This window comes from Shinella sedimenti (assembly GCF_022601905.1).
Lineage (GTDB): Bacteria > Pseudomonadota > Alphaproteobacteria > Rhizobiales > Rhizobiaceae > Shinella > Shinella sedimenti.
Genome location: NZ_JAKVIN010000002.1, coordinates 319,685 through 343,608 on the forward strand (window position 1 = coordinate 319,685; position 23,924 = coordinate 343,608).

Annotated in this window: 15 protein-coding genes; 14 read left to right on the plus strand and 1 reads right to left on the minus strand. The window is 63.2% G+C overall.

What is annotated here, in order from left to right; translation table 11 throughout:
• Window positions 1-31 precede the first annotated feature (31 nt).
• The 12 genes from MKI86_RS05700 to MKI86_RS05755 all read left to right on the plus strand — a co-directional run bounded on the left by MKI86_RS05700 (window position 32) and on the right by MKI86_RS05755 (window position 16,681).
• On the plus strand, window positions 32-1,291 hold the full coding sequence (locus MKI86_RS05700) for an ABC transporter substrate-binding protein (protein WP_241598506.1): 1,260 nt from the start codon (window positions 32-34) through the stop codon (window positions 1,289-1,291).
• 305 nt (window positions 1,292-1,596) lie between these two features.
• Window positions 1,597-2,547, plus strand: coding sequence for a carbohydrate ABC transporter permease (locus MKI86_RS05705; RefSeq protein ID WP_241598508.1), 951 nt, complete (start codon window positions 1,597-1,599; stop codon window positions 2,545-2,547).
• A 15-nt stretch (window positions 2,548-2,562) separates the two neighbouring features.
• Window positions 2,563-3,402, plus strand: a complete 840-nt coding sequence (locus tag MKI86_RS05710) for a carbohydrate ABC transporter permease (RefSeq protein WP_134649536.1) — start codon at window positions 2,563-2,565, stop codon at window positions 3,400-3,402.
• Window positions 3,403-3,410: 8 nt separating this feature from the next.
• Window positions 3,411-4,463: a Gfo/Idh/MocA family protein gene (locus tag MKI86_RS05715; protein ID WP_370879894.1), complete on the plus strand. Its 1,053-nt coding sequence runs from the start codon at window positions 3,411-3,413 to the stop codon at window positions 4,461-4,463.
• A gap of 10 nt (window positions 4,464-4,473) precedes the next feature.
• Window positions 4,474-5,475, plus strand: coding sequence for an ABC transporter ATP-binding protein (locus MKI86_RS05720; protein WP_241598512.1), 1,002 nt, complete (start codon window positions 4,474-4,476; stop codon window positions 5,473-5,475).
• Window positions 5,476-5,663: 188 nt separating this feature from the next.
• Window positions 5,664-6,938 carry an efflux RND transporter periplasmic adaptor subunit gene (locus MKI86_RS05725; RefSeq protein ID WP_507200883.1) on the plus strand — a complete coding sequence of 425 codons (1,275 nt, stop codon included), beginning with the start codon at window positions 5,664-5,666 and terminating at the stop codon, window positions 6,936-6,938.
• 11 nt (window positions 6,939-6,949) lie between these two features.
• Window positions 6,950-10,087 carry a multidrug efflux RND transporter permease subunit gene (locus MKI86_RS05730; protein ID WP_241598520.1) on the plus strand — a complete coding sequence of 1,046 codons (3,138 nt, stop codon included), beginning with the start codon at window positions 6,950-6,952 and terminating at the stop codon, window positions 10,085-10,087.
• 5 nt (window positions 10,088-10,092) lie between these two features.
• Window positions 10,093-10,716, plus strand: a complete 624-nt coding sequence (locus tag MKI86_RS05735) for a TetR family transcriptional regulator (protein ID WP_241598521.1) — start codon at window positions 10,093-10,095, stop codon at window positions 10,714-10,716.
• Between the two features lie 170 nt (window positions 10,717-10,886).
• Window positions 10,887-11,552, plus strand: a complete 666-nt coding sequence (locus tag MKI86_RS05740) for a TetR family transcriptional regulator C-terminal domain-containing protein (protein WP_241598522.1) — start codon at window positions 10,887-10,889, stop codon at window positions 11,550-11,552.
• Window positions 11,553-11,876: 324 nt separating this feature from the next.
• The gene (locus MKI86_RS05745) at window positions 11,877-13,295 is read left to right on the plus strand and encodes an amidase (protein WP_241598523.1); all 1,419 of its coding nucleotides are present in this window, start codon (window positions 11,877-11,879) and stop codon (window positions 13,293-13,295) included.
• Between the two features lie 354 nt (window positions 13,296-13,649).
• Entirely contained in the window at window positions 13,650-14,750 is a 1,101-nt protein-coding gene (locus MKI86_RS05750) for a DUF2778 domain-containing protein (RefSeq protein WP_241598525.1), read from the plus strand.
• A 227-nt stretch (window positions 14,751-14,977) separates the two neighbouring features.
• On the plus strand, window positions 14,978-16,681 hold the full coding sequence (locus MKI86_RS05755) for a methyl-accepting chemotaxis protein (protein ID WP_241599276.1): 1,704 nt from the start codon (window positions 14,978-14,980) through the stop codon (window positions 16,679-16,681).
• A 36-nt stretch (window positions 16,682-16,717) separates the two neighbouring features.
• Here the strand turns inward: MKI86_RS05755 and MKI86_RS05760 are convergent, their stop codons facing one another.
• A complete protein-coding gene (locus MKI86_RS05760) occupies window positions 16,718-19,192 on the minus strand; it encodes an ATP-dependent helicase (protein ID WP_241599278.1) in 2,475 nt (824 codons plus the stop codon).
• A 377-nt stretch (window positions 19,193-19,569) separates the two neighbouring features.
• On the opposite strand from MKI86_RS05760, the gene MKI86_RS05765 reads away from it, so the two are divergent.
• Both MKI86_RS05765 and MKI86_RS05770 read left to right on the plus strand, forming a co-directional pair.
• Complete coding sequence (locus MKI86_RS05765; RefSeq protein ID WP_241598526.1) at window positions 19,570-20,736, plus strand: efflux RND transporter periplasmic adaptor subunit; 1,167 nt, start codon at window positions 19,570-19,572, stop codon at window positions 20,734-20,736.
• Window positions 20,736-23,891, plus strand: a complete 3,156-nt coding sequence (locus MKI86_RS05770) for an efflux RND transporter permease subunit (RefSeq protein WP_241598528.1) — start codon at window positions 20,736-20,738, stop codon at window positions 23,889-23,891. The genes MKI86_RS05765 and MKI86_RS05770 overlap by 1 nt, the downstream gene beginning before the upstream one ends.
• Window positions 23,892-23,924 lie beyond the last annotated feature (33 nt).

A 23,924-nucleotide genomic window follows, 5' to 3' on the forward strand; every position in this document is an offset into this window, starting at 1 on the left:
CGCGCTACGGCGCATAAAAGGGGAGAATGACATGACACGCAACGCAATAAAGGGCCTGCTTCTGGCCTCCAGCATGCTCGGCACGGCCGGGCTTGCGCATGCGCAGGACGTGACGCTGACGGTGGAAAGCTGGCGTAACGACGACCTGTCGATCTGGCAGGAGAAGATCATCCCGGCCTTCGAAGCGAAGAACCCGGGCATCAAGGTTGTGTTCTCGCCGTCGGCCCCGACCGAGTACAATGCCGCGCTCAACGCCAAGCTCGACGCCGGTTCGGCCGGCGATCTCATCACATGCCGTCCGTTCGACGCCTCGCTCGAACTCTTCAACAAGAAGCACCTCGTTAGTCTGAACGATCTGCCGGGCATGGAAAACTTCTCCGACGTCGCCAAGTCCGCCTGGACGACGGATGACGGCGCGACGACCTTCTGCGTGCCGATGGCATCGGTCATCCACGGCTTCATCTATAATGCTGACGCCTTCGCGGAAGTCGGCGTGGAAGTGCCGAAGACGGAAGCCGAGTTCTTCGCCGTCCTCGACAAGATCAAGGAAAACGGCAACTACACGCCAATGGCGATGGGCACGAAGGACCTCTGGGAAGCCGCCACCATGGGCTACCAGAACATCGGCCCGACCTACTGGAAGGGTGAAGAAGGCCGCAAGGCGCTGATCGCCGGCACGCAGAAGCTGACCGACGCGCCGTGGGTCGAGCCGTTCCGCGTTCTTGCCAAGTGGAAGGACTATCTCGGCGACGGCTTCGAGGCGCAGACCTATCCCGACAGCCAGAACCTGTTCACGCTCGGCCGGGCCGCGATCTATCCGGCCGGCTCGTGGGAAATCGGCCTGTTCAACACGCAGGCCCAGTTCAAGATGGGCGCGTTCCCGCCGCCGGTGAAGAACGAAGGCGATACCTGCTACATCTCGGATCACAACGACATCGGCATCGGCCTCAACGCCAAGAGCCCGAATGCGGAGGCTGCGAAGAAATTCCTGACCTTCGTCGCCTCGCCTGAATTCGCCGACATCTACGCCAACTCGCTGCCGGGCTTCTTCAGCCTGAATTCGACGGCGGTGAAGATGAACGACCCGCTGGCGCAGGAATTCGTTTCCTGGCGCGAAAAGTGCCAGCCGACGATCCGCTCGACCTACCAGATTCTGTCGCGCGGCACGCCGAACCTGGAAAACGAGACCTGGACGGAATCCGCCAACGTGATCAACGGCACGGACACGCCGGAAGTCGCTGCGGAGAAGCTCCAGAAGGGCCTCGACAGCTGGTACAAGCCCGCGAAGTAAGGTGCGTTGCCGAGGGGTAGGGGATCGCTCCCCGCCCTGATCCTCTTCCCGCAAGCGGGGAGAAGGGCTCAAGACTTGCAGCCGGTGTTCTCTCGCCGCATTCGCGGGAAGGGACACCGGCAGGCAGGAGCAGGAGCTTCGCGCCGGACTTGCCGCACGCGGACATCATATGCCCAGCAAAAAACGGGGCAGCGGCCTCAAGCCAGACGTGTATGCTGACCTTGGCCCTGTGCGGCGCAGCCGACCGCGCACGGCGTCCGTTCCTGCGGGCATTCAACGAATAACAACCGGATGGGGCAGGCTTTATGAGCGACGCAACTTCTTCCCGCGAGACAATGGCGCCGATCCGGCGCCCGAGGCGCTGGCATATCGCCGTTTTCCTGCTGCCGGCGCTCCTTGTCTATTCCGCGGTGATGATCCTGCCCTTGATCGAGACGCTGCGCCTTTCGCTGTTCAACACGGTGGATGGCGAACCGGCTTTCGTCGGTCTCGCCAACTTCCAAGTCCTGTTCGGCGATGCACGCTGGGCGGCGGATTTCTGGAACGCGCTGAAGAACAACTTCATCTTCTTTACTATCCATATGCTGGTGCAGAACCCGATCGGTGTCGCGCTCGCCGCCATGCTGTCCATTCCCAAGCTGCGTTTCGCCGCCTTCTACCGCACGGCCATCTTCCTGCCGACGCTGCTTTCCTTCGTCATCGTCGGCTTCATCTGGAAGCTGATCCTCTCGCCGATCTGGGGCGTGTCGCCCTATCTGATGGACCTCGTCGGCCTGAAGTCGTTCTTCTCGCCGTGGCTCGGCAAGCCGAATACGGCGCTGATCGCGGTCTCGCTCATCTCGGTCTGGCAGTATGTCGGCATCCCGATGATGCTGATCTACGCAGCGCTTCTCAACATCCCCGAAGAGGTGATCGAAGCCGCGGAATGCGACGGCGTGACGGGCTGGAGCCAGTTCTGGAAGATCAAGCTGCCCCTGATCCTGCCGGCCATCGGCATCATCTCGATCCTGACCTTCGTCGGCAATTTCAATGCTTTCGACCTGGTCTATACCGTGCAGGGTGCGCTCGCGGGTCCTGACAAGTCGACCGACATTCTCGGCACGCTACTCTACCGCACCTTCTTCGGTTTCCAGCTCCAGCTCGGCGACCGCTCGATGGGCGCGACGATCGCGACGGTCATGTTCCTGATCATCCTCGCCGGTGTCTCGCTCTATCTCTTCGTCATCCAGCGGCGCATGCGCCGCTACCAGTTCTGATCGGGAGGGCCTGACATGTCCAAGGCACGCGCTTCGCTCAGCCGTACGACCCTCGTTCACCTCGCGCTGATCGGCTACACGCTCATCGCGGTCTTTCCGGTGTTCCTGACGCTCATCAACTCGATGAAGAGCCGCAATGCGATCTTCCGCAATCCGATGCAGCTTCCCACGACCGAGACCTTCGATCTCGTGGGGTACACGACGGTTCTGGGGCAGGGGGATTTCGCGTCCTACTTCCAGAACAGCTTCATCGTGACGGTGGCCGCCATCGCGCTGGTGCTGCTGTTTGGCGCCATGGCCGCCTTCGCGCTCTCCGAATACCGCTTTCGCGGCAACACGCTGATGGGGCTCTATCTCGCGCTCGGCATCATGATCCCGATCCGGCTGGGCACGGTGGCCATCCTCCAGGGCATGGTGGCGACCGGGCTCGTCAACACGCTGACGGCGCTGATCCTCGTCTACACCGCGCAGGGCATTCCGCTCGCCGTCTTCATCCTGTCCGAGTTCATGCGCACCGTTTCCGACGACCTCAAGAATGCCGGGCGCATCGACGGTCTCTCGGAATATGCGATCTTCTTCCGTCTTGTGCTGCCGCTGGTGCGGCCGGCCATGGCGACGGTCGCGGTCTTCACGATGATCCCGATCTGGAACGACCTGTGGTTCCCGCTGATCCTGGCGCCGAGCGAGGCGACCAAGACGGTCACGCTGGGCTCGCAGCTCTTCATCGGCCAGTTCGTCACCAACTGGAACGCGGTTCTGGCGGCGCTTTCGCTCGCCATCCTTCCGGTCCTCGTCCTCTACCTTGTCTTCTCGCGGCAATTGATCCGCGGCATCACTTCGGGAGCTGTAAAGTGAGTTCTGCCATGACCCCCATCCGTGTCCTTTCCGCCGGCCTCGGCAACATGGGCAGGAGCCATGCGCTCGCCTATCATGAAAATCCGGGTTTCGAGCTCGTCGGGCTGGTCAATCGCTCGAAGGTGCCGGTCCCGGCCGGGCTGGAAGGCTACGAGATCCATCCGTCCTTCCTCGATGCCCTCAAAGAGTTCAAGCCGGAGCTCTGCTCGATCAGCACCTATTCCGACAGCCATGCCGACTATGCGGTGGCGGCGATGGAAGCCGGCGCCCATGTCTTCGTAGAAAAGCCGCTGGCGACCACGGTGGCGGATGCGGAGCGCGTCGTCGCCTGTGCCAAGGCCAATGGCCGCAAGCTCGTCGTCGGCTATATCCTGCGCCACCATCCTTCCTGGATGCGGCTGATTGAGGAGGCGCGCAAGCTCGGCGGCCCCTATGTCTTCCGCATGAACCTGAACCAGCAGTCGAGTGGCGCGACCTGGGCGACCCACAAGGCGCTGATGAACACGACCCCGCCGATCGTCGATTGCGGCGTGCACTATGTCGATGTGATGTGCCAAATCACGGATGCCAAGCCCGTCGAGGTGCGCGGCATGGGGTTGCGCCTGTCGAACGAGATCGCGGCCGACATGTACAATTACGGCCACCTGCAGGTGCTGTTCGATGACGGTTCGCTCGGCTGGTATGAGGCGGGCTGGGGCCCGATGATCTCGGAAACGGCGTTTTTCGTGAAGGACGTCATGTCGCCGAACGGTTCGGTCTCCATCGTCATGGATCCAAATGCAAAGTCCGACGACATCGACACGCACACCAAGACCGCCGTGATCCGCGTGCACAATGCGGCAACCGGGCCGGACGGCAAGTTCCTGTCGCCGGACGAGGACATGACGATGGCGGGCGAACCCGGCCATCAGGAACTTTGCGACCGGGAACAGGCCTATGTGCTGAAGGCCATCCGCGAGGACATCGATCTCACGCGGCATATGGACGACGCCGTGCAATCGCTGAAGATCTGCCTTGCGGCGGATGAAAGTGTCAGAACCGGCCAGCCGGTCGAGCTCTAGGGGATATCGCGTGGGCTCTCTTCAACTCAAATCCGTCCGCAAGTCCTTTGGCCCGGTCGACGTGCTCAAGGGCATCGACCTCGATGTGAAGGATGGCGAATTCGTCATCTTTGTCGGGCCGTCGGGCTGTGGGAAGTCCACGCTGCTGCGTATCATCGCCGGTCTCGAGGATGCGACGTCGGGCTCCATTACCATCGATGACGAAGAGGTGGCGGCGGTGCCGCCGGCCAAACGCGGCATCGCCATGGTGTTCCAGTCCTACGCGCTTTATCCGCATCTGAACGTCAAGGACAATATGGGCCTCGGCCTCAAGCAGGCCGGCACGCCGAAAGACGAGATCGAGAGGCGCGTCGCCAAGGCTTCGGCGATGCTGTCGCTTGAAAAGTATCTTGCGCGCCGTCCCGCCGAACTCTCGGGCGGCCAGCGTCAGCGCGTCGCCATCGGACGCGCCATCGTGCGGGAGCCGAAACTGTTCCTGTTCGACGAGCCGCTCTCCAATCTCGATGCAGCGCTACGCGTCAACACGCGCCTTGAGATCGCAAGGCTTCATCGTGAACTCAAGGCAACGATGATCTATGTCACGCACGATCAGGTCGAGGCGATGACGCTCGCCGACAAGATCGTGGTACTCGATGCTGGCGTCATCCAGCAGGTCGGGTCGCCGATGGAACTCTACAACCGCCCGGCCAATCTCTTCGTCGCCGGCTTTATCGGCTCTCCCGGCATGAACTTCGTCGATGCCGGCCGGCTGGGCGTCACCGATGCGAAGACGATCGGTGTGCGGCCCGAGCATATCGCACTGTCGCGCGAAGCCGGAACATGGCAGGGTAAGGTCGTGCATGTCGAGCATCTCGGTGCCGACACCATCGTCTATCTCGAATCCGAGGCCATCGGCACCTTGACGGTGCGCCTGTTCGGCGAGCATCATTACACCGTCGGCGATGTGGTTTTCGCAACGCCGTCGGAAGATCAGACACATCGTTTCGATGCGGCGGGGCAGGCGATACGTTGAGGCCCCTCATCACAAATCCGTGATCGCGCCGAATCATCGTGTTTCCGGCACATACGCCGGATTGTCAAAAGGCGGGAATTAACATACAGCCGTGTTTGTATGTTGCGATGCGGTGGTCCTATCGACCACCGCATCTGTTCGTTTTCAGCACCCAGCCGCACTTGCCGGCGCCTTCTATGGAAGAACCGATGCGTTTCACGAGACCGATTTCGATTGCGACCCTTGGCGCCGTTTTGATTCTCGCAGGATGTCAGGAAGAGCAGGCGCCGCAGGGCGGCGCTGCCTTTCCGCCGCCGGCCGTGGCCGTCATCACCGTGAAGGCCGAGGATGTGCCGATCACCAACGAGTTGCCCGGCCGCATCGCTGCGACCCGCACGGCGGAAGTTCGCCCGCGCGCATCCGGCATCATCGTCGAGCGCGTTTTCGAGCAGGGCTCGCAGGTCAAGGAAGGCGATGTTCTTTATCGGATCGATCCGGCGCAGTTCAAGCTGCAGGTCGATAGTGCCGAAGCCACGTTGCGGCGAGCCCAGGCCACTCAGGCCCAGGCGAGGAACGACGCAGCGCGCCAGGACCAGCTGAAGAAGTCGAACGTTGCCTCCGCCCAGAACTATGACGACGCCGTGGCCAAACTGGCTCAGGCCGATGCGGATGTCGCGAGCGCGCAAGCCGGTCTTGCCACGGCCAAGCTGAACCTCGAATACACAGAGGTAAAGGCGCCGATCAGCGGCCGCATCGGCCGCGCGTTGATCACGGAAGGTGCGCTGGTTTCGGCAAACGGCACGGAAAACCTTGCCACCATCCAGCAGCTCGATCCGGTTTACGCAGACTTCACCCAGTCCGCGACCGACCTCATCCGCCTTCGCAAGGCGCTGGAGGACGGCGACCTGATGGCCGACAACAACTCCGCCGCCGTGAAGCTGCTTCTCGATGACGGATCGCCGTATCCGCAGCCCGGCAAGCTGCTGTTCTCCGAGGCTGCCGTCGACGAGACGACAGGCCAGGTGACGCTGCGCGGCGAATTCCCCAATCCCGACGGCGACCTTCTGCCGGGCATGTATGTCCGCGTCCAGATCGAGCAGGGTGTTGAAAAGGGCGCTGTCATGGTGCCGCAGCAGGCCGTTCAGCGCGACGGTTCGGGCAGTGCGCTCGTCTACGTCGTCACTGCCGACAATAAGGCCGGTATCCGCCCTGTCCGTGTCGGCCGCGCCGCCGGAACGCGCTGGGTCATCACCGATGGCCTGAAGGATGGCGAAACCATCATCGTCGAGGGCTTCCAGAAGGTTCAGCCCGGCGGCGAGGTCGTCCCGTCCCCGTGGGATCCGAATGCCGTGGCAAAGGATGCGGAGAAAGACGGCGCCGAAGGTGCTGCCACTGAAGGCGACGCAAAGCCTGACGATGCGAAGGCAGGCGAAGCCGGCAAGGCCGAAGGCGCTGACGCCGCCAAGACCGAGCAGGCGAAGTAAGGACCGAAACGATGCCCAGTTTTTTCATCGACAGGCCGATTTTCGCCTGGGTGGTCGCGATCTTCATCATGATCGCCGGCGCCATCTCCATCCCGTTGCTGCCGATTTCGCAGTATCCGGATGTCGCTCCGCCTCAGATTTCCGTTTCCACCTCCTATGCCGGCGCGTCGTCGCAGGACACCTACCAGAGCGTCACCAAGCTCATCGAGGATGAGCTGAACGGCGTGGACGGCATGCTTTATTTCGAATCGACCTCGAGCGCCTCGGGTTCGGCCGAAATCAACATCACCTTTGCGCCGGGCACCGATCCGTCGCAGGCATCGGTGGACGTGCAGAACCGCGTCAGCCGCGTCGAGCCGCGTCTTCCCGACTCGGTGCGTCGCCAGGGCGTGCAGGTGGAGGAGGCCGGTTCGGGCTTCCTGCTCATCGTGTCGCTGACCTCCACCGACGGTTCCATGGATGCGATCGCTCTCGGCGACTATCTCAACCGTAATATCCTCTCGGAAGTCCAGCGTGTGCCCGGCGTGGGCCGTGCGCAGCTTTTCGCCACGCAGCGTTCCATGCGTGTCTGGCTCGATCCGGCCAAGATGCTCGGCCTTAATCTGACGGCGGCCGACATTACGGCCGCTGTTCAGGCGCAGAACGCGCAGATCGCGGCGGGCTCCATCGGCGCCCAGCCGAATCCGATCACGCAGCAGATTGCTGCTCCCGTTAACATCCGCGGCCAGCTCACGACGCCGGAAGAATTCGGCGCCATCGTGTTGCGTGCGAACGCTGACGGTTCGGCCGTGCGTCTGCGTGATGTCGCGCGTGTGGAAGTGGGTGGCGAGACCTACTCGTTCTCCACGCGCCTCAACGGCAAGCCTTCCGCCGCCATCGGCGTTCAGCTTTCGCCAAGCGGCAACGCCATGGCGACGTCGGAAGCGATCAAGGCACGCATGGACGAACTGTCGCGGTTCTTCCCGCCGGGTCTGGAATATTCCATCCCCTACGACACCTCGCCGTTCGTGAAGGTTTCGATCGAAAAGGTTCTGCACACGCTGCTCGAGGCCGTCGGGCTCGTGTTCCTCGTGATGTTCCTGTTCCTGCAGAACATCCGCTACACGATCATTCCCACACTCGTCGTTCCCGTTGCGCTGCTGGGTACCTGCGCCGTGATGCTTGCGATGGGGTTCTCGATCAACGTACTCACGATGTTTGCCATGGTGCTTGCCATCGGCATTCTCGTCGACGATGCCATCATCGTCGTTGAAAACGTCGAGCGCATCATGTCGGAAGAGGGGCTGCCGCCGAAGGAGGCGACCCGCAAGGCGATGAAGCAGATCACCGGTGCCGTCATCGGTATCACGCTCGTGCTTGCCTCGGTGTTCATTCCGATGGGCTTCTTCCCGGGCGCCGTCGGCGTCATCTATCAGCAGTTCTCGCTGACCATGGTCGTGTCGATCCTGTTCTCGGCCTTCCTCGCGCTCTCGTTGACTCCGGCCCTCGCCGGCAGCTTCCTGAAGCAGGTGCCGAAAGGGCATCATCACGCCAAACGTGGGTTCTTCGGCTGGTTCAACCGCGGCTTCGACCGCACGTCGAAGGGCTATAGCGGAAGCGTCGGCTGGCTGGTTCGTCGTGCCGGTCGGTTCATGGTCATCTATCTCGCGATCCTCGCTGGCCTCGGCTACATGTTCCTGAAGCTGCCGTCCTCGTTCCTACCGGATGAGGACCAGGGTTTCGTCATTGTTATGATGCAGCTTCCCTCCGAGGCCACCGGCCACCGCACGGACGAAGTGCTCAGCCAGACCGAAAAGATCTTCGGGCAGGAGGCTGCGGTCGACACGATTGTTGGCATCAATGGCTTCTCGTTCTTCGGTGCGGGCCAGAATGCCGGCCTGGCCTTCGTGACGCTGAAGGACTGGAGCGAGCGCGGACCGGAAGATGCCGCGCAGGCAATCGCCGGGCGTGCCAGCATGGCGATGAGCCAGATCAAGGATGCGATCAGCTTCGCGCTGTCGCCGCCGCCGATCCAGGGCCTCGGTACGACGGGCGGTTTCTCCTTCCGCTTGCAGGATCGTGGCGGTCTTGGTCAGGAAGCCCTCTCGGCCGCCGGTCAGCAGCTGCTCGGCCTTGCCGCGCAGAGCGATATTGTCGCCGGCGTTCGCGTCGAAGGCATGCCGGACGCCGCGCAGGTCAATGTCATGATCGATCGTGAGAAGGCCAACACCTTCGGTGTGACCTTCGCCGATATCAACAGCACGATCTCGACCAACCTCGGCTCGACCTATGTGAACGACTTCCCGAATGCCGGCCGCATGCAGCGCGTGACTGTGCAGGCAGACCAGAACGAGCGCATGCAGGTTGCCGACCTCCTGAACCTCAACGTTCGCAATTCGAGCGGCGGTATGGTGCCGATCTCGGCTTTCGCGACTGCTGAATGGGTGAGAGCTCCGACGCAGACGGTGGGTTACAACGGCTATCCTTCCATCCGCTTCAGTGGCGATACCAAGCCGGGCTTCTCCTCGGGCGATGCCATCGCGGAAATGCAGCGGCTTGCCGCCCAGCTTCCGCCCGGTTTCGGCTATGAGTGGACGGGGCAGTCGTTGCAGGAAATCCAGTCGGGCTCGCAGGCGCCGATCCTTATCGGACTGTCGATCCTTCTGGTCTTCCTGTGCCTTGCTGCTCTTTACGAAAGCTGGTCGATCCCGTTCGCGGTCATCCTCGTCGTGCCGCTCGGCGTCATCGGCGCGGTCATCGCGGTCACGCTGCGCGACATGTCGAACGACGTGTACTTCAAGGTGGGCCTGATCGCGATCATCGGCCTTTCGGCGAAGAACGCGATCCTGATCATCGAGTTCGCCAAGGAGCTTATGGAGGACGGTAGATCGCTGATCGAGGCGACCATCGAAGCCTGCCATCTGCGCTTCCGGCCGATCCTGATGACCTCGCTCGCCTTCACACTCGGCGTTCTGCCGCTCGCGATCGCGACGGGTGCGAGCTCGGGCAGCCAGCGCGCTATCGGTACCGGCGTTATGGGCGGCATGATCACCGCGACGGTGCTTGCCATCTTCTTCGTGCCGGTCTTCTTCGTCTTCGTGATGAAGCTGTTTGGCTACGGGAGAAAGAAGGAGGAGCCGGTTCCGGCTGCAACCAACCCGGCCGAGTAAGCCGCATGCGCCGGACCAAGGACAGGGCCAAGGAAACCCGCGAGCAGATTTTGCTCTCGGCCGAGAAGGTCTTCTACGAAAAGGGTGTTGCGCACGCCTCCATGGAGGATGTGGCGCGCGCCGCGGGGGTAACCCGCGGCGCCATCTACTGGCACTTCGCCAACCGCGCGGATCTGGTGCTGGAACTCTACAATTCCCTGCCCATGCCGCAGGAAGAGCTGATCGCACGCGAACTGGAAGCCGAAAATGCCGATGTGTTCGGCGTTCTGGAGCGTGTGGGCAGGGAGTGGCTCGAACTGCTTGCTGCCGACGAGCACCGCCAGCGCATTCTCTCGATTCTCCTGCGCTGCGACCACACCGGCGAGTTTTCCGTCATCTCCGAGCGTCAGAACGATCTCGACGATGAGCATATGCAGGTGCTGGAAGCCGCCTTTGCGAAAGCCGAAGGTCAGGGCAAGCTTGGAAGTACCTGGACGCCCCGCTCCGCGGCTTCCATGCTTCGCTGGGTGATCAAGGGCCTCTGTTCGGAATGGCTGCTGTTCGGCCGCCGCTTCGATCTTGCCGGGGAGGGTAAGGAGGCGCTGCACCGGCTTTTCGCCAGCTATGCCTTGCCGGCAGCGCCAGGCTGAGCGATCTCGAAGTCATTCCAGTTCTGATCCGTAACGGTCTGCCGGGCACTGTCAAAAGGTTCTTGACAGCGGCGGGCATTGTCCCGCTTTGCTGCGTTTCAGCATGGCGGCTTCGGACAACCGCGCGTGAGCGGATGCTGATCGATCCCAGAGGCAAGGTGACGGCGAAAATGCGCGCAGACGAAGCTGAACAGGTCGCGATCGACGGCGAGAAGCGGGGACGCAAGGCCTCCAGGGAGACGCGGCGCCAGCAGCTCATCGAAGCCACAATCGATTCACTCGCCAAGCGCGGTTACTCCGACACGACACTGGCGGATGTGGCCGTTGGTGCGGGGCTTTCCCGGGGCATCGTCAACTTCCATTTCGAGAGCAAGGAGAACCTGCTCGTCGCCACGCTGCAGTTCCTTTCGGAGGAGTACAGCGACCACTGGCAGTCGGCTCTCGACAAGGCCGGCCCCAGCGCCGCCAGTCGCCTCTGGGCGCTCGTGCGTGCGGATTTCAGCAGAAAGATTTGTACGAAACGCAAGATTGCCGCATGGGGTGCCTTCTGGGGCGAGGCCAAGTCGCGTCCGACCTACCAGGCCCTCTGCGGCGCACGGGATATCAGATATCGCGAGACGGTCATCGCCCTTTGCACCGAACTGAAGGCGGAGGGCGGTTACGATTACCGGCCGGAGCCGATGGCGCTGTCACTCTGCGCCATGATGGAGGGCCTGTGGCTGCGCCTGCTGATGGGCGACGGTACGACACGCGAGACGGCGCTGGAGGCCGCTGTCGCTTTCGTGGTTGCGGTCTTCCCGCGGCATCTCTCACGACAGGGACCGACGCCGAGATAGGGAAGCGGGACACAACACATGGCAGGCTTAACTGCCCGGTAACCTCCTCGTTTCGGTTGCGGTGTGACGGCTTGACCTTTCGGAAGTGGCGAGCGTAGGTAGCGCAACCGCCATGATGGCGGCCAGCAGTTCGTCGTCCAGGACGCGGGCTGCGCCCTGACAGCAGCACGCCGATTCTTCCGATCTAAATCCGCCACATGGTCGTCGCCGGCGCGACTATGTGAATGACCATAGTCATATGATGCGCAGCAGCGTCCATACGCGGGCTGGCGCTTCGATTTTCCACCTGCTAGCTCTTGCTCGAACAGATTGCCGGAGCAGACCTTGCAGGACATCACAGACCTTTCCGCCCTTGATCTTTTCACCGCCATCGCCGAACGGCGGCTCGATTGCCGAAGCGTCATGGCGGCGTATCTGTCGCGGATCGAGGCCATCAATCCCCGCATCAACGCTATCGTAAGCCTGCGTTCGGCCGACGCGCTTCTGGCCGAGGCCGAGGCGGCTGACAAGGCGCTTGCGGCCGGCGATTATCACGGCTGGCTGCACGGCATTCCCTTCGCCGTGAAGGATCTCGCCGAGGCCAAGGGTATTCTCTGCTCGTTCGGCTCGGCCAACTATGCTGATTTCGTGCCTGACTACGACGATATCCAGGTCGAGCGCATCCGTGCCGCTGGCGCCATCATCATCGGCAAGACGAACGCGCCGGAAATGGGCCTGGGCTCGCACAGCTATAATCCGGTGTTCGGCGTCACCCGCAATCCCTATGACACCACGAAGAGTGCGGGCGGCTCGTCCGGCGGCGCCGGAGCGGCCCTTGCCGCGCATCTTCTGCCGGTTGCTGACGGCAGCGACATGATGGGCTCGCTGCGCAACCCCGCCGCCTTCAACAATGTCGTCGGTTTCCGCCCGTCCATCGGCCGCGTGCCGTCGCTCGGCACGGAACTCTTTCTTGGCCAACTCGCGGTGAATGGCCCCATGGGGCGCACCGTTGCAGATCTCGCCGCACTTCTCGCTACGCAGGCCGGGTACGATGCGCGCGATCCGCTCTCGCTCGCTGACGAGGACCTTTCACCGGATGCCAGCCGCGATTTTTCCGGCGCCCGCATCGGCTGGCTCGGTGATTTCGGCGGCTATCTGCCGTTCGAACCTGGAGTGTTGGAGCTGTGCCGCAATTCGCTCGACGTATTCCGGCGGCTCGGCTGCACTGTGGAGGAGGTGGCGTCCGGTTTCGACATGGCGGCGCTCTGGCAGACATGGCGGACGCTTCGCCATTTCCTCGTGTCGAACGGGCAGGCGGCGGATTATGCCGATCCCGCGCGCCGCGCGCACATGAAGCCGGAAATGATCTGGGAGGTCGAGAACGGCCAACGGCTGTCGGCGGGGGAGGTCTACGCGGCCTCGCTCGGGCGCAGCGAATGGTATCGCTACGTCGCCGGCCTTTTCGAGCGCTACGATTTCCTTGTCCTGCCGTCGGCGCAGGTCTTCCCGTTCGATGCCGAACTGGACTGGCCGAAGAGCATAGCCGGAAGGTCCATGGACACCTATCACCGCTGGATGGAAGTGGTCATCGGACCGACGCTTGCCGGGCTTCCGGTTGCGGCCATGCCGGCCGGTTTCGGCGCGAACGGCTTGCCCGCCGGTATCCAGATCATCGGCCCCGCGCGGGCGGATCGGGACGTGCTTTCCATGGCCGCGCGCTATGAGAAGGCGACGGACTGGCTGAGCCGGCATCCCCAGTTCTAGGGAGCCGGTCACCGGCGGACACGCGAGCGCCGCATTTCCATGACAGGGAGCCTTGCCGGGCGATGAGGATCCGCCCGGCCTGTTCCCGCAAAAACATGGGGCGCCGTAAAGGAATTGCTTACCATATTTCGTCATTCTTTACCCGTTCGGCAGGAACCGGAGGCGCACAGCCCCACCCGCCGCAAGCGTAACGGCTTCCGCAGGATGTTGTCTGCGGCCGCGCCGAGTAACGAGTATCGGGTAACGAGTATCATGGCGTCTGTGTACAGTTCCGCGCGTTCCGCGTCGAAATCCCGTCGGGGTCGTTCCGGGGGTATTCTTGTCAGCGCATTGCTTGCCTGCGGCGTTATTGCCGTGTCTGCCTGGGCCGTCGTCTCGACGCTCGGGGCCATGCAGCAAGCAGCCTCATCGCTTTCGGAGAGCAAGAAGCACCTTGCCCTCTCGGTGAATGGCCAACCGGTTTCGGCCGAGAAGATCCAGGCCGAGCGCAATCTCAAGATCGCCAAGTTCTCGCGTCTGTCGCCGCCGTCCGAGAGCGATATCCGCCAGAAGCAACTGACCGCCGAGGCGATCCAGGCCGCGCACCAGCGCAAGATCTCCGTCCAACTCGCCTCCGCCGTCAAGCGCGAGAAGCAGAAGGCGATGATGATCGAGGCCGCCTTTGCCCGCGCCGAGCGTACGGTCGAACAGGAGAAGGCGATCACAGGGCAGCCCGCGCTGGTTACCGCGCTGTTGCCGGATGACTCTGGCCGCAAGAACATCCAGCCGTTCGGCCTCGTCATGGCGAAGCCGGATGCCGAGGACGAAGACGAGGATTTCCTGGCGTCGATCCCGCTGCCCGAGGCACGACCGGCGCTGGAGACGGTGACGATCGAGCGCAAGCCGGCCGCCGAGGAAAAGCCGGTCGCCCGCACCAAGCGCGATGAGGCGAAGGACAAGGACGAGGATGTCGCCTTCGCCAAGCCGGAGCGCTCGCTGTTTGGCGATCTCTTCAAGAGCAAGGGCAACGGTTCCGGGTGGCCCGGCAAGGGAACGCGGGTTGCGATCTACGATGTGTCCAACGCCACCGTTCACATGCCTGACGGCACCAAGCTGCGCGCCCATTCCGGCATCGGCAAGATGCGCGACAACCCGCGCTACGAGCACGTCAAGATGAACGGCCCGACGCCGGCCGGCATCTATCGTCTGCGGATGCGTGAAAGCCGCTTCCACGGCGTCGAGGCGATCCGCATGCTGTCGGTCGATGGCCGCGACCCTAAGAACCGCACGGGCCTGCTCACCCACACCAACCTCCTGCGCGGGCAGAAGGGATCGCATGGCTGCGTGGCCTTCCAGAACTACGAACCCTTCCTGAACGCCTTCAAGCGCGGCCATGTCACGATGCTTGTCGTGGTGCCGGAACTGCCGTCCTCGCGCAACCAGCTCGCAGCGCTCTATCGCAAGGCAGGCGCCTGAAGCATCGCCCATTCTCTTGATACGAAAACCGGTGCCAATGCGCCGGTTTTTATTTTTCAGGGTGAGCCATGTCGGCGACTGCACCTATTTTTATCAAATGTCAGCTTTACCGCCGCCTTGGTTTAGCAATCGCTAAGAATTTTAGGCGATTTCTGGTCGTGCCGCAGATCGAGCTGCGGCGTATTGTGTTTCCTCTGGGGTGATACGTGGGTGCTTTTGATTTCGGAATGAATGCGCGCGCCGTTCTTGCGGCGGTGAACCGCTCGCAGGCGATCATCGAGTTCGACCTGACAGGCCGCATCCTCCATGCCAATGAGAATTTCCTCCAGGCGGTCGGCTATACGCTGGCGGAGATCGTTGGCAAGAACCACCGCATTTTCGTTGCGCCGGAAGAAGCGCAGTCGGCTGCCTACGCGACTTTCTGGGCCAATCTGGCGAAAGGCAATTTCGATCGCAGCCAGTACCGGCGCATCGCCAAGGGCGGCCGCGAGATCTGGATAGAGGCGTCCTACAATCCGGTCTTCCGTGGAGGCAAGCCTTACAAGGTCGTGAAGTTCGCGACCGAGATCACCGGCTTGAAGCTCAAGGCGCTGGAAGACGAGGGCAAGCTCGCGGCTCTTGGCCGCGCGCAGGCCGTCATCGAATTCACGCCCGAGGGCGACATCCTCACGGCCAATGCCAATTTCCTTTCAACGCTCGGCTACAGCCTTGCGGAAATCGTTGGCCGCCATCATTCCATGTTCTGCACACGCGATTATGCTGCGAGCCCGGAATACGCGCGGTTCTGGGAGCGGCTTGCCGAAGGGCAATTCGTTTCGGACCAGTTCACCCGCATCGGAAAGGACGGCAGCAGCGTTCATATCCAGGCCTCCTACAACCCGATTCTGGATGCTGACGGGAAGGTCTTCAAGGTCGTGAAGTTCGCGACCGATGTGACGGAGCGCGTGCGCGCGATCTCGGAAATCGGGGCAGGGCTCGGGCGCCTGGCCGAGTGCAATATCCGCATCACGATCGACGATGCCTTCGTGAGCGAATTCGAGCCGCTGCGGCGCGACTTCAACAATTCGATTGCGGCATTCCAGGACACGCTTTCGCTCGTTCTCGACCAGACCTATGTGCAGAACCGCAGCGGTCAGGACATGCGCAAGGCCGCCGAGGAGCTCTCCGAGCGCACGCGCAAGCAGGCCGTTGCGCTGGAGGAGACGGCCGCCGCGCTGACGCAGGCGACCATCGCCGTGCGTTCCTCCACCGAGCGAACGCGCGAGACGCGCCAGCTCGTGCAGGATGCGCGCATATCCGCCAGCAGCTCGGCCCAGGTGGTCAACGACACCGTGAGCGCGATGCAGCGCATCGAGGCCGCCTCCAGCGAGATCGGCCAGATCATCGGCGTCATCGACGAGATCGCCTTCCAGACCAATCTTCTGGCGCTCAATGCCGGGGTCGAGGCGGCGCGTGCGGGCGATGCGGGCAGGGGGTTTGCCGTCGTCGCGCAGGAGGTTCGCGAGCTCGCGCAGCGTTCCGCCAAGGCCGCCCGCGAGATCAAGACGCTGATTACCAATTCAGGCACGGAAGTGCAGGATGGCGTGCGCCTCGTGGGCGAAACCGGCCGGGCGCTGCAGGAAATCGGAAGCTTCGTGCAGAAGATAGACGAGAATGTCGATGCCATCGCGACTTCCGCCGCGGAGCAGGCTGCGGGCCTCGAGGAGATCAGTGCCGCCGTCTCCGATGTCGACCGCATCACGCAGGAGAACGCCGCGATGGTGGAGCGCACGACTGCCACGAGCCAGACGCTGGCCGAAGGCGCGGTCAAGCTCAGCGATCTCGTCAACCGCTTCCAGCTCAACCGTCGGGCCCGTCGCCGTGACGGCAGCAAAATCTGGACGCCGGAAGAGCGCGCCGCGCGTCTGGGTACGATGCGCAAGGCATCCTGATCCATCGATAAAGCCGCGGGGCCGGTCTCGGCCCCGTCAGGCCTTTTCGACGAAGCCGTCGAGCACGCGCTTCTGGCCGGCACGGTCGAAATCGATTGTCAGCTTGTTGCCCTCGATCGATGCGATATTGCCGTTACCGAATTTGAGGTGGAAGACGCGGTCGCCGATGGCGAATTTCGACGGCTCGCTGGTCGCCGACTTGGCGATCAGTTCTCCTTCTATGGTGCGGCCGCGGGGGCCGCTTTCGCCGTAGCCGATACGTTCCACGGCGTGACCGGAGCGCGAGCCCCAGTTGTCGCGCGTCGCGTCGGTGCGGTTTGCCTGCGCACGCCGCCAGCCGGGCGTCGAATAGGCGTTCTGGAACGGCTCCTGCTTGTCGAAGCGGGACTGGCCATAGCCGCCGCCGCGGCCATAACCGCCATAGGACTGCTCGACCTCCGCAACCTCCACATGGCTGTCCGGCAGTTCGTCGAGGAAGCGGGATGGCAACGTCGATTGCCACAGGCCGTGAATACGCCTGTTGGAAACGAACCAGATGTGGCAGCGGCGCTTGGCGCGCGTGATGCCGACATAGGCGAGGCGGCGTTCTTCCTCGAGCCCGGAGCGGCCGCCCTCGTCGAGCGAACGCTGGTGCGGGAACAGACCTTCCTCCCAGCCTGGCAGGAACACAGTCTCGAATTCGAGGCCCTTGGCCGAGTGCAGCGTCATGATCGAGACGGCGTCGAGATCGGCATTCTGCTCTGCATCCATGACCAGCGAGACGTGATCGAGAAAGCCGCGCATGGATTCGAACGCTTCCATCGAGCGGATGAGTTCCTTGAGGTTGTCGAGGCGCCCCGGTCCTTCCGCCGACTTGTCGGCCTGCCACATCGCGGTATAGCCGCTCTCGTCGAGGATCTGCTCGGCAAGCTCGGTGTGCGGCATCGTCTCCAGCAGCGATTGCCAGCGGCGGAAATCGGTGACGACGTCGAACAGCGACTTGCGGGCCTTCGGTTTCAGCTCGTCGGTCTCGATGATATCGGCGGCGGCGGCAAGCATGGGGATGTCGCGGGCGCGGGCATAGTCATGAAGGTTGCGGATCGTCGTGTCGCCGAGGCCGCGTTTGGGCGTGTTGACAATGCGCTCGAAGGCGAGATCGTCTGCCGGCTGGCTGACAAGGCGGAAATAGGCGAGCGCATCGCGGATCTCGAGCCGCTCGTAGAAGCGCGGGCCGCCGATGACACGGTAGTTGAGGCCGAGCGTGACGAAACGATCTTCGAATTCGCGCATCTGGAAGGAGGCGCGCACGAGGATGGCCATGTCGTTCAGCTTGTGCTGCTTGCGTTGAAGCTGCTCGATTTCCTCGCCGACGGCGCGCGCCTCTTCCTCCGAATCCCAGGCCGCGTGGACCACGACCTTGTCGTCATCGGGGTCATGCCGGTCGGTGAAGAGGGTCTTGCCGAGCCGGTCCTCGTTATGGGCGATCAGGTGGCCGGCTGCACCGAGGATATGGGCGGTGGAGCGGTAGTTACGCTCCAGCTTGATGACCTTGGCGCCGGGGAAATCCTTCTCGAAGCGCAGGATGTTGTCCACCTCCGCGCCGCGCCAGCCATAGATCGACTGGTCGTCATCGCCCACGCAGCAGACATTCTGCGGCGTGCCTTTCGGGCGCTGGGCGAGCAGGCGCAGCCACATATATTGCGCCGTATTGGTGTCTTGGTATTCGTCAACGAGGATGTAGCGGAACTTCTGATGGTACTCCGCCAACACGTCCGGATTGGCGCGGAACATGCGGATCGGATGCAGGAGAAGGTCGCCGAAGTCGCAGGCGTTCAGCGTCTTCAGACGGTTCTGGTAAGCGGTGTAGAGTTCGCGGCCCTTGCCATTGGCGAAGGCGCGAGCGTCCCCTTCCGGGATCTGCGCGGGGTCGAGGCCCTTGTTCTTCCAGCCGTCGATCATGCCGGCGAACTGCTTGGCCGGCCAGCGTTTGTCGTCGATGTTCTCCGCCTGGAGCAGTTGCTTGATCAGCCGCACGACATCGTCGGTGTCGAGAATGGAAAAGTCCGAGCGCAGGCCGACGAGCTCGGCATGCCGGCGCAGCAGCTTCACGCCTATGGAGTGGAAGGTGCCGAGCCACGGCATGCCTTCCACGGCGCCGCCCACGAGCAGGCCGATACGTTCCTTCATCTCGCGCGCGGCCTTGTTGGTAAAGGTCACCGCCAGAAGCTGGCTCGGATAGGCGCGGCCGGTCGCAAGGATATGGGCGATGCGGGTCGTCAGCACCCGCGTCTTGCCGGTACCGGCACCCGCAAGCACCAGAACCGGCCCGTCGAGGGTCTCGACAGCTTCACGCTGTTCCGGGTTGAGGCCGGAGAGGTAATCGGGCGCACGGTTGGCGTCGCGCGCCGCCAGGGCGCGCGCGGCGATGCCAAGACCCGATCCGCCGCCGGCTTTCGGCGCGGGTGCGGCCGCAGAGGGGCCGAGCTGCGGGTCTTCATCGAAGAAGGGAATATCGTCGTAACCGCTCATCATGCGGCTCAATGTAGTGATTCGGGACCGAAAGGCCAGTTTTGCGTTCTGCTTTTATTCCGCGGGGAAAAAGATCGGCCCGAATATTGTGGAAATGGCGGCTGGTCAGGCTCTCGGAGCGTTTGCTTCGATTGGTGTATCCCCGCGGCTTATCGACCTGTCGCGGGCCCGCCGTTAACAAGGCCGTCGCGTGTTCACAGGAGGGCGCGCCACGTCCGTTCCGCAGTCCTGTCTTACGTTTCTGTAACGAACCGGCCGGGCAATCTTACAATTCCGTAATGATCGGATTCTTTCATTGCCGGTTCATTTCCAAACCGGGATACTCCCCCTATGTCGCGATGCAACATGTCGCGGTTTGCTTTTCATCGGAGAAAGAGTGCATGCGGGTTTGGAAACAGCTCCTTCTTGGCGTTGGCGTCATTTCGGCCGGCGTGCTGCTATGGGGCCGTTTCGTGCCGGGCGCGAACGGTGTTCTGGAGGCTGCCGGCCTGCCGGAGACGGTTGTCGCCGCGATTGCGCCGGCCGGTAATGGCAACGAGCAGGCTGGCGGCAACGGTGGTGGCGGGCGTGGCGGCTTCGGCGGCGGCCCGGCCCTCGTGGTGACCAAGCCCGTTTCCATGGCGCTCGTCAACGACCGGCTGAATGCGATCGGCGACGGCGAGGCGATCCGCTCGGTGACGGTGACGCCCTATGCCTCCGGCAATCTTACGGAGGTTCTCGTCCAGTCCGGCAGTCGCGTCGAGCAGGGGCAGGTTATCGCCCGCCTTGATAATGACGAGCAGAAGATCGCGGCCGATCAGGCGCGCGTGGCCCGTGAAAGTGCCGAGCAGAAGGTAACCCGTCTGACGAATCTGCGCTCCTCGACCAGCGCGGCCGATCTGCAGGACGCCGAGACGGCGCTGAAGGCGGCGGAGCTGGCCTTGCGCAATGCGGAACTGATGCTCAGCCGCCGCGATATCACCGCGCCCTTCGGCGGCACGGTCGGCATCATCTCCGTCAATCCCGGCGATTACGTCACGACCACCTCGGCGATCGCGCGTGTCGACGACCGTTCGAAGATCCTTGTCGACTATTGGGTGCCGGAGCGCTTTGCGACGAACATTCGCGTCGGCGGGGAAGTGACGGCCACCGCCGTCGCGCGTCCGGGTGAAACCTTCACCGGCACCATTCAGGCGATCGACAACCGCATCGACCAGGAGAGCCGCACATTGCGCGTGCGTGCCCAGATCGAAAACCCGCAGGACCTTTTGCGCGCGGGCATGTCCTTCCAGGTGACGATGCATTTTGCCGGCGACCGCTATCCGAGCGTGGATCCGCTTTCCGTGCAATGGAGTGCGGATGGGTCCTTCATCTGGCGCGTCAGCGGCGACAAGGTCGAGCGCGTGCCCGTGCATATCGTCCAGCGCAATCCCGATATGGTTCTCGTGAAGGCTGACCTTGCCGATGGCGATGCCGTTGTCGTCGAAGGCGTGCAGACGCTACGGCCGGGCGGGACGGTACGCACCGCCGCCGAGCGACAGGCCCCCGCCGGCGCGGAGGGCTCATAATGTCGGGTGATCCGGTGGAGGCCAACGGCGGCGGCAAGGCGGGCTTTACCGCGCTCTTCGTCCGCCGGCCGATCTTCGCGCTCGTTCTGAACACGCTGATCGTGGTCGCGGGTCTTGCCGCCTTCAACGGCGTTGAAATCCGCGAGCTGCCGTCGGTCGACCAGCCTGTCATCAGCGTCACCACCGATTTCGACGGCGCATCGCCCGAAACGGTCGACCGCGAACTGACCGATATCATCGAGGGCGCGGTCTCGCGCGTGCAGGGCATCAAGGATATTTCCTCGACGTCGTCCTTCGGCCGCAGTCGTGTCACCCTCCAGTTCTCCGACACCACGGATGTCAACCAGGCGGCAAACGACGTGCGCGATGCACTCGGTCGTGTGACGAACCGCCTTCCCGATGGCGCCGAGGAGCCGCGCGTCGTCAAGGCGGATGCGGACAGCCAGCCGATCATGCGGCTTGCGCTTACCTCCGACACTCAGTCGCTGGAAAACCTGACACTGCTCGCCAATAACGAGATCACAGACCGGCTCGCCTCCGTGGAAGGGGTTGCCGACGTTGTCGTCTACGGTGACCAGGAAAAAATCTTCCGCGTCGATGTGGACCAGTCGCGGCTTGCCGCGCGCGGCCTGACCGTGGCCGATCTGCGCAATGCGCTGGCGACGGCTGCCTTCGACGTGCCTGCCGGTTCGCTGAAAAGCCAGAGCCAGGACATCACGGTGCGGGCAACGGCAGACCTTGCCACCCCCGCCGATTTCGAGAACCTCATCCTGAAGAACAGGGTGCGCCTTGGCGATGTCGCAATGGTGACGCTCGGCCCAGACGATGGCTCCACTGCGCTGCGCTCGAACGGCCGCGCGGGCATCGGCCTCGGCATCATCCGCCAGGCGCAGTCCAACACGCTCGATATCTCCGTCGGCGTGAAGACCATGATCGGGCAGTTCGGTGATGTGCTGCCGCCGGGAACCGAACTCAAGGTGACGAGCGACGATGCTGTCTTCATCGACGGCGCCATCCACGAGGTCGAGATCGCACTGGTGGTCGCCGTCCTCATCGTGACGCTCGTGATCTATCTCTTCCTGCTCGACTGGCGCGCAACGCTGATCCCCACGATCAGCATGCCGATCGCATTGATCGGTACGATCGCGGCGATCTACATGGCCGGGTTCTCCGTCAACATCCTGACCCTGCTCGCCATCGTGCTGGCAACGGGACTGGTCGTGGATGACGCGATCGTGGTGCTGGAGAACATCGTGCGCCGCCGTGCCGAAGGCCTGAAGCCGCGCGCAGCGGCCGTTCTCGGCACGCTTGAAGTGTTCTTCGCCGTCATAGCGACCACGGCGACGCTCGCTGCCGTCTTCGTGCCCCTGTCATTCCTGCCCGGGCAGGCGGGCCGGCTGTTCCGCGAATTCGGCTTCGTGCTTGCGTTCGCTATTCTGCTCTCGTCGTTCGTCGCGCTCACGCTGTGCCCCATGCTTGCCTCGCGCATGCTGACGAAGGACATGACGCACGGGCACACGGGCCTGCTCGCGCGCATCGGCGGGGCTGCTTCGCGCTTCTATCGCTCCACGCTCGGTGCCTGTCTGAGCGCACCCGCCATCGTCTTCGTCGTCGCGCTGCTCTTCACGGCTGCGGGCGCCACGTCGTTCTTCACCATCAAGTCCGAACTCACGCCCACCGAGGACCGGTCCATGGTGATGCTGCGCGTGAACGCGCCACAGGGCGTGTCGCTGGAATATGCGCAGGACCAGATGCGGCGCATCGAGGGCAAGCTGCGCCCGCTCTACGACAAGGGCGAGATCGTCAACATCTTCTCCATCTCCGGCCAGGGCGGCTCGACCAACAGCGGCTTCATGGTGCTGACGCTGGCGCCGTGGAGTGAACGCGACCGCAGCCAGCAGCAGATCGTGCAGGACATCAACACGGCGGTCGCCGAGGTGCCGTCGGTCCGCACCTTCGTCATGCAGCCGAACAGCCTCGGCATCCGCGGCGCCGGCAACGGTCTTCAGGTCGCGCTCATTGGCAACGACTATACCAAGCTTGGCAATGCGGCAGCCGAACTGGTGCGCAAGATAGAGGACAGCGGGCGCTTCCAGAACGTTCGCCTCAACTACGAGGCCAACCAGGCGCAGCTCTCCGTGACCGTCGACCGCGAGCGTGCGGCCGATCTCGGTATCGAGATCACTGGCCTGTCCGCCGCCCTGCAGGCCATGCTGGAGGGCACCAGCGTTGTCGATGTCTATGTCGAGGGCCAGTCGTATCCGGTCAAGCTTTCCTCGACCACGACGCCGATCAACGATCCGATGGACCTGGAGAACATCTTCCTGAAGACCGCAGACGGAAAGATCGTTCCGATGTCGTCCATCGCCACGCTGGAGGAGAAAGCCGTCGCGCCGCAGCTTTCACGCGAGCAGCAGCTGCGCGCCGTGTCGCTTTCGGCCGGTTTGAAGGATGGCCTGGCACTCGGCGAGGCGCTCCAATTGGTGCGCGAGATGGCCGAGCCGCTGCTTCCGGAGGGTTCGCGCGTACTGCCGATGGCGGAAGCCGCCACGCTTCAGGAAAATTCCAACGGCCTCTTCATCACCTTCGGCTTCGCGCTGATCATCATCTTCCTCGTGCTGGCCGCGCAGTTCGAGAGCTTCGTGAGCGCCATCATCATCATGGTCACGGTGCCGCTCGGGCTCGCCTGTGCGGTGTTCGCGATGATCGCGACGGGTACGTCGCTCAACATCTACAGTCAGATCGGACTGGTGCTGCTTGTCGGCATCATGGCCAAGAACGGCATTCTCATCGTGGAATTCGCCAACCAACTGCGCGACCGCGGGCAGGATATCCGAAGCGCCATCGAGAATGCCTCGAACACCCGCCTGCGCCCGGTTCTTATGACGATGATCGCGACAGTCGTCGGTGCCGTGCCTCTCATTCTGGCGAGTGGAGCGGGCGCCGAGGCGCGCATCTCGCTCGGCTGGGTTCTGGTGGGCGGGCTTGGCCTTGCGACCGTTGTGACGCTCTATCTGACGCCGGTCGCCTATCTTGTCATCGCGCGGTTCACGAGCCCGCATGCGGACGAGGAGCGCCGCCTTTCCGCCGAGTTGCAGCATGCCGCCACGGTGGAGCGCCGCGAGGAGCCGCCATTGACGCAGGCGGCGGAATAGGCGCTGCGAAAGCCGTCGATGAGCCGCGATTGG

What these genes read in the sequence shown, in the direction of transcription:
- MKI86_RS05770 (WP_241598528.1), top strand. Translation starts at nt 20,736, where the DNA reads ATGTCGGGTGATCCGGTGGAGGCCAACGGCGGCGGCAAGGCGGGCTTT.
- MKI86_RS05725 (WP_507200883.1), top strand. Translation starts at nt 5,664, where the DNA reads ATGCGTTTCACGAGACCGATTTCGATTGCGACCCTTGGCGCCGTTTTG.
- MKI86_RS05765 (WP_241598526.1), top strand. Translation starts at nt 19,570, where the DNA reads ATGCGGGTTTGGAAACAGCTCCTTCTTGGCGTTGGCGTCATTTCGGCC.
- MKI86_RS05730 (WP_241598520.1), top strand. Translation starts at nt 6,950, where the DNA reads ATGCCCAGTTTTTTCATCGACAGGCCGATTTTCGCCTGGGTGGTCGCG.
- MKI86_RS05735 (WP_241598521.1), top strand. Translation starts at nt 10,093, where the DNA reads ATGCGCCGGACCAAGGACAGGGCCAAGGAAACCCGCGAGCAGATTTTG.
- MKI86_RS05710 (WP_134649536.1), top strand. Translation starts at nt 2,563, where the DNA reads ATGTCCAAGGCACGCGCTTCGCTCAGCCGTACGACCCTCGTTCACCTC.
- MKI86_RS05705 (WP_241598508.1), top strand. Translation starts at nt 1,597, where the DNA reads ATGAGCGACGCAACTTCTTCCCGCGAGACAATGGCGCCGATCCGGCGC.
- MKI86_RS05700 (WP_241598506.1), top strand. Translation starts at nt 32, where the DNA reads ATGACACGCAACGCAATAAAGGGCCTGCTTCTGGCCTCCAGCATGCTC.
- MKI86_RS05715 (WP_370879894.1), top strand. Translation starts at nt 3,411, where the DNA reads ATGACCCCCATCCGTGTCCTTTCCGCCGGCCTCGGCAACATGGGCAGG.
- MKI86_RS05760 (WP_241599278.1), bottom strand. Translation starts at nt 19,192, where the DNA reads ATGATGAGCGGTTACGACGATATTCCCTTCTTCGATGAAGACCCGCAG.
- MKI86_RS05755 (WP_241599276.1), top strand. Translation starts at nt 14,978, where the DNA reads ATGAATGCGCGCGCCGTTCTTGCGGCGGTGAACCGCTCGCAGGCGATC.
- MKI86_RS05740 (WP_241598522.1), top strand. Translation starts at nt 10,887, where the DNA reads ATGCGCGCAGACGAAGCTGAACAGGTCGCGATCGACGGCGAGAAGCGG.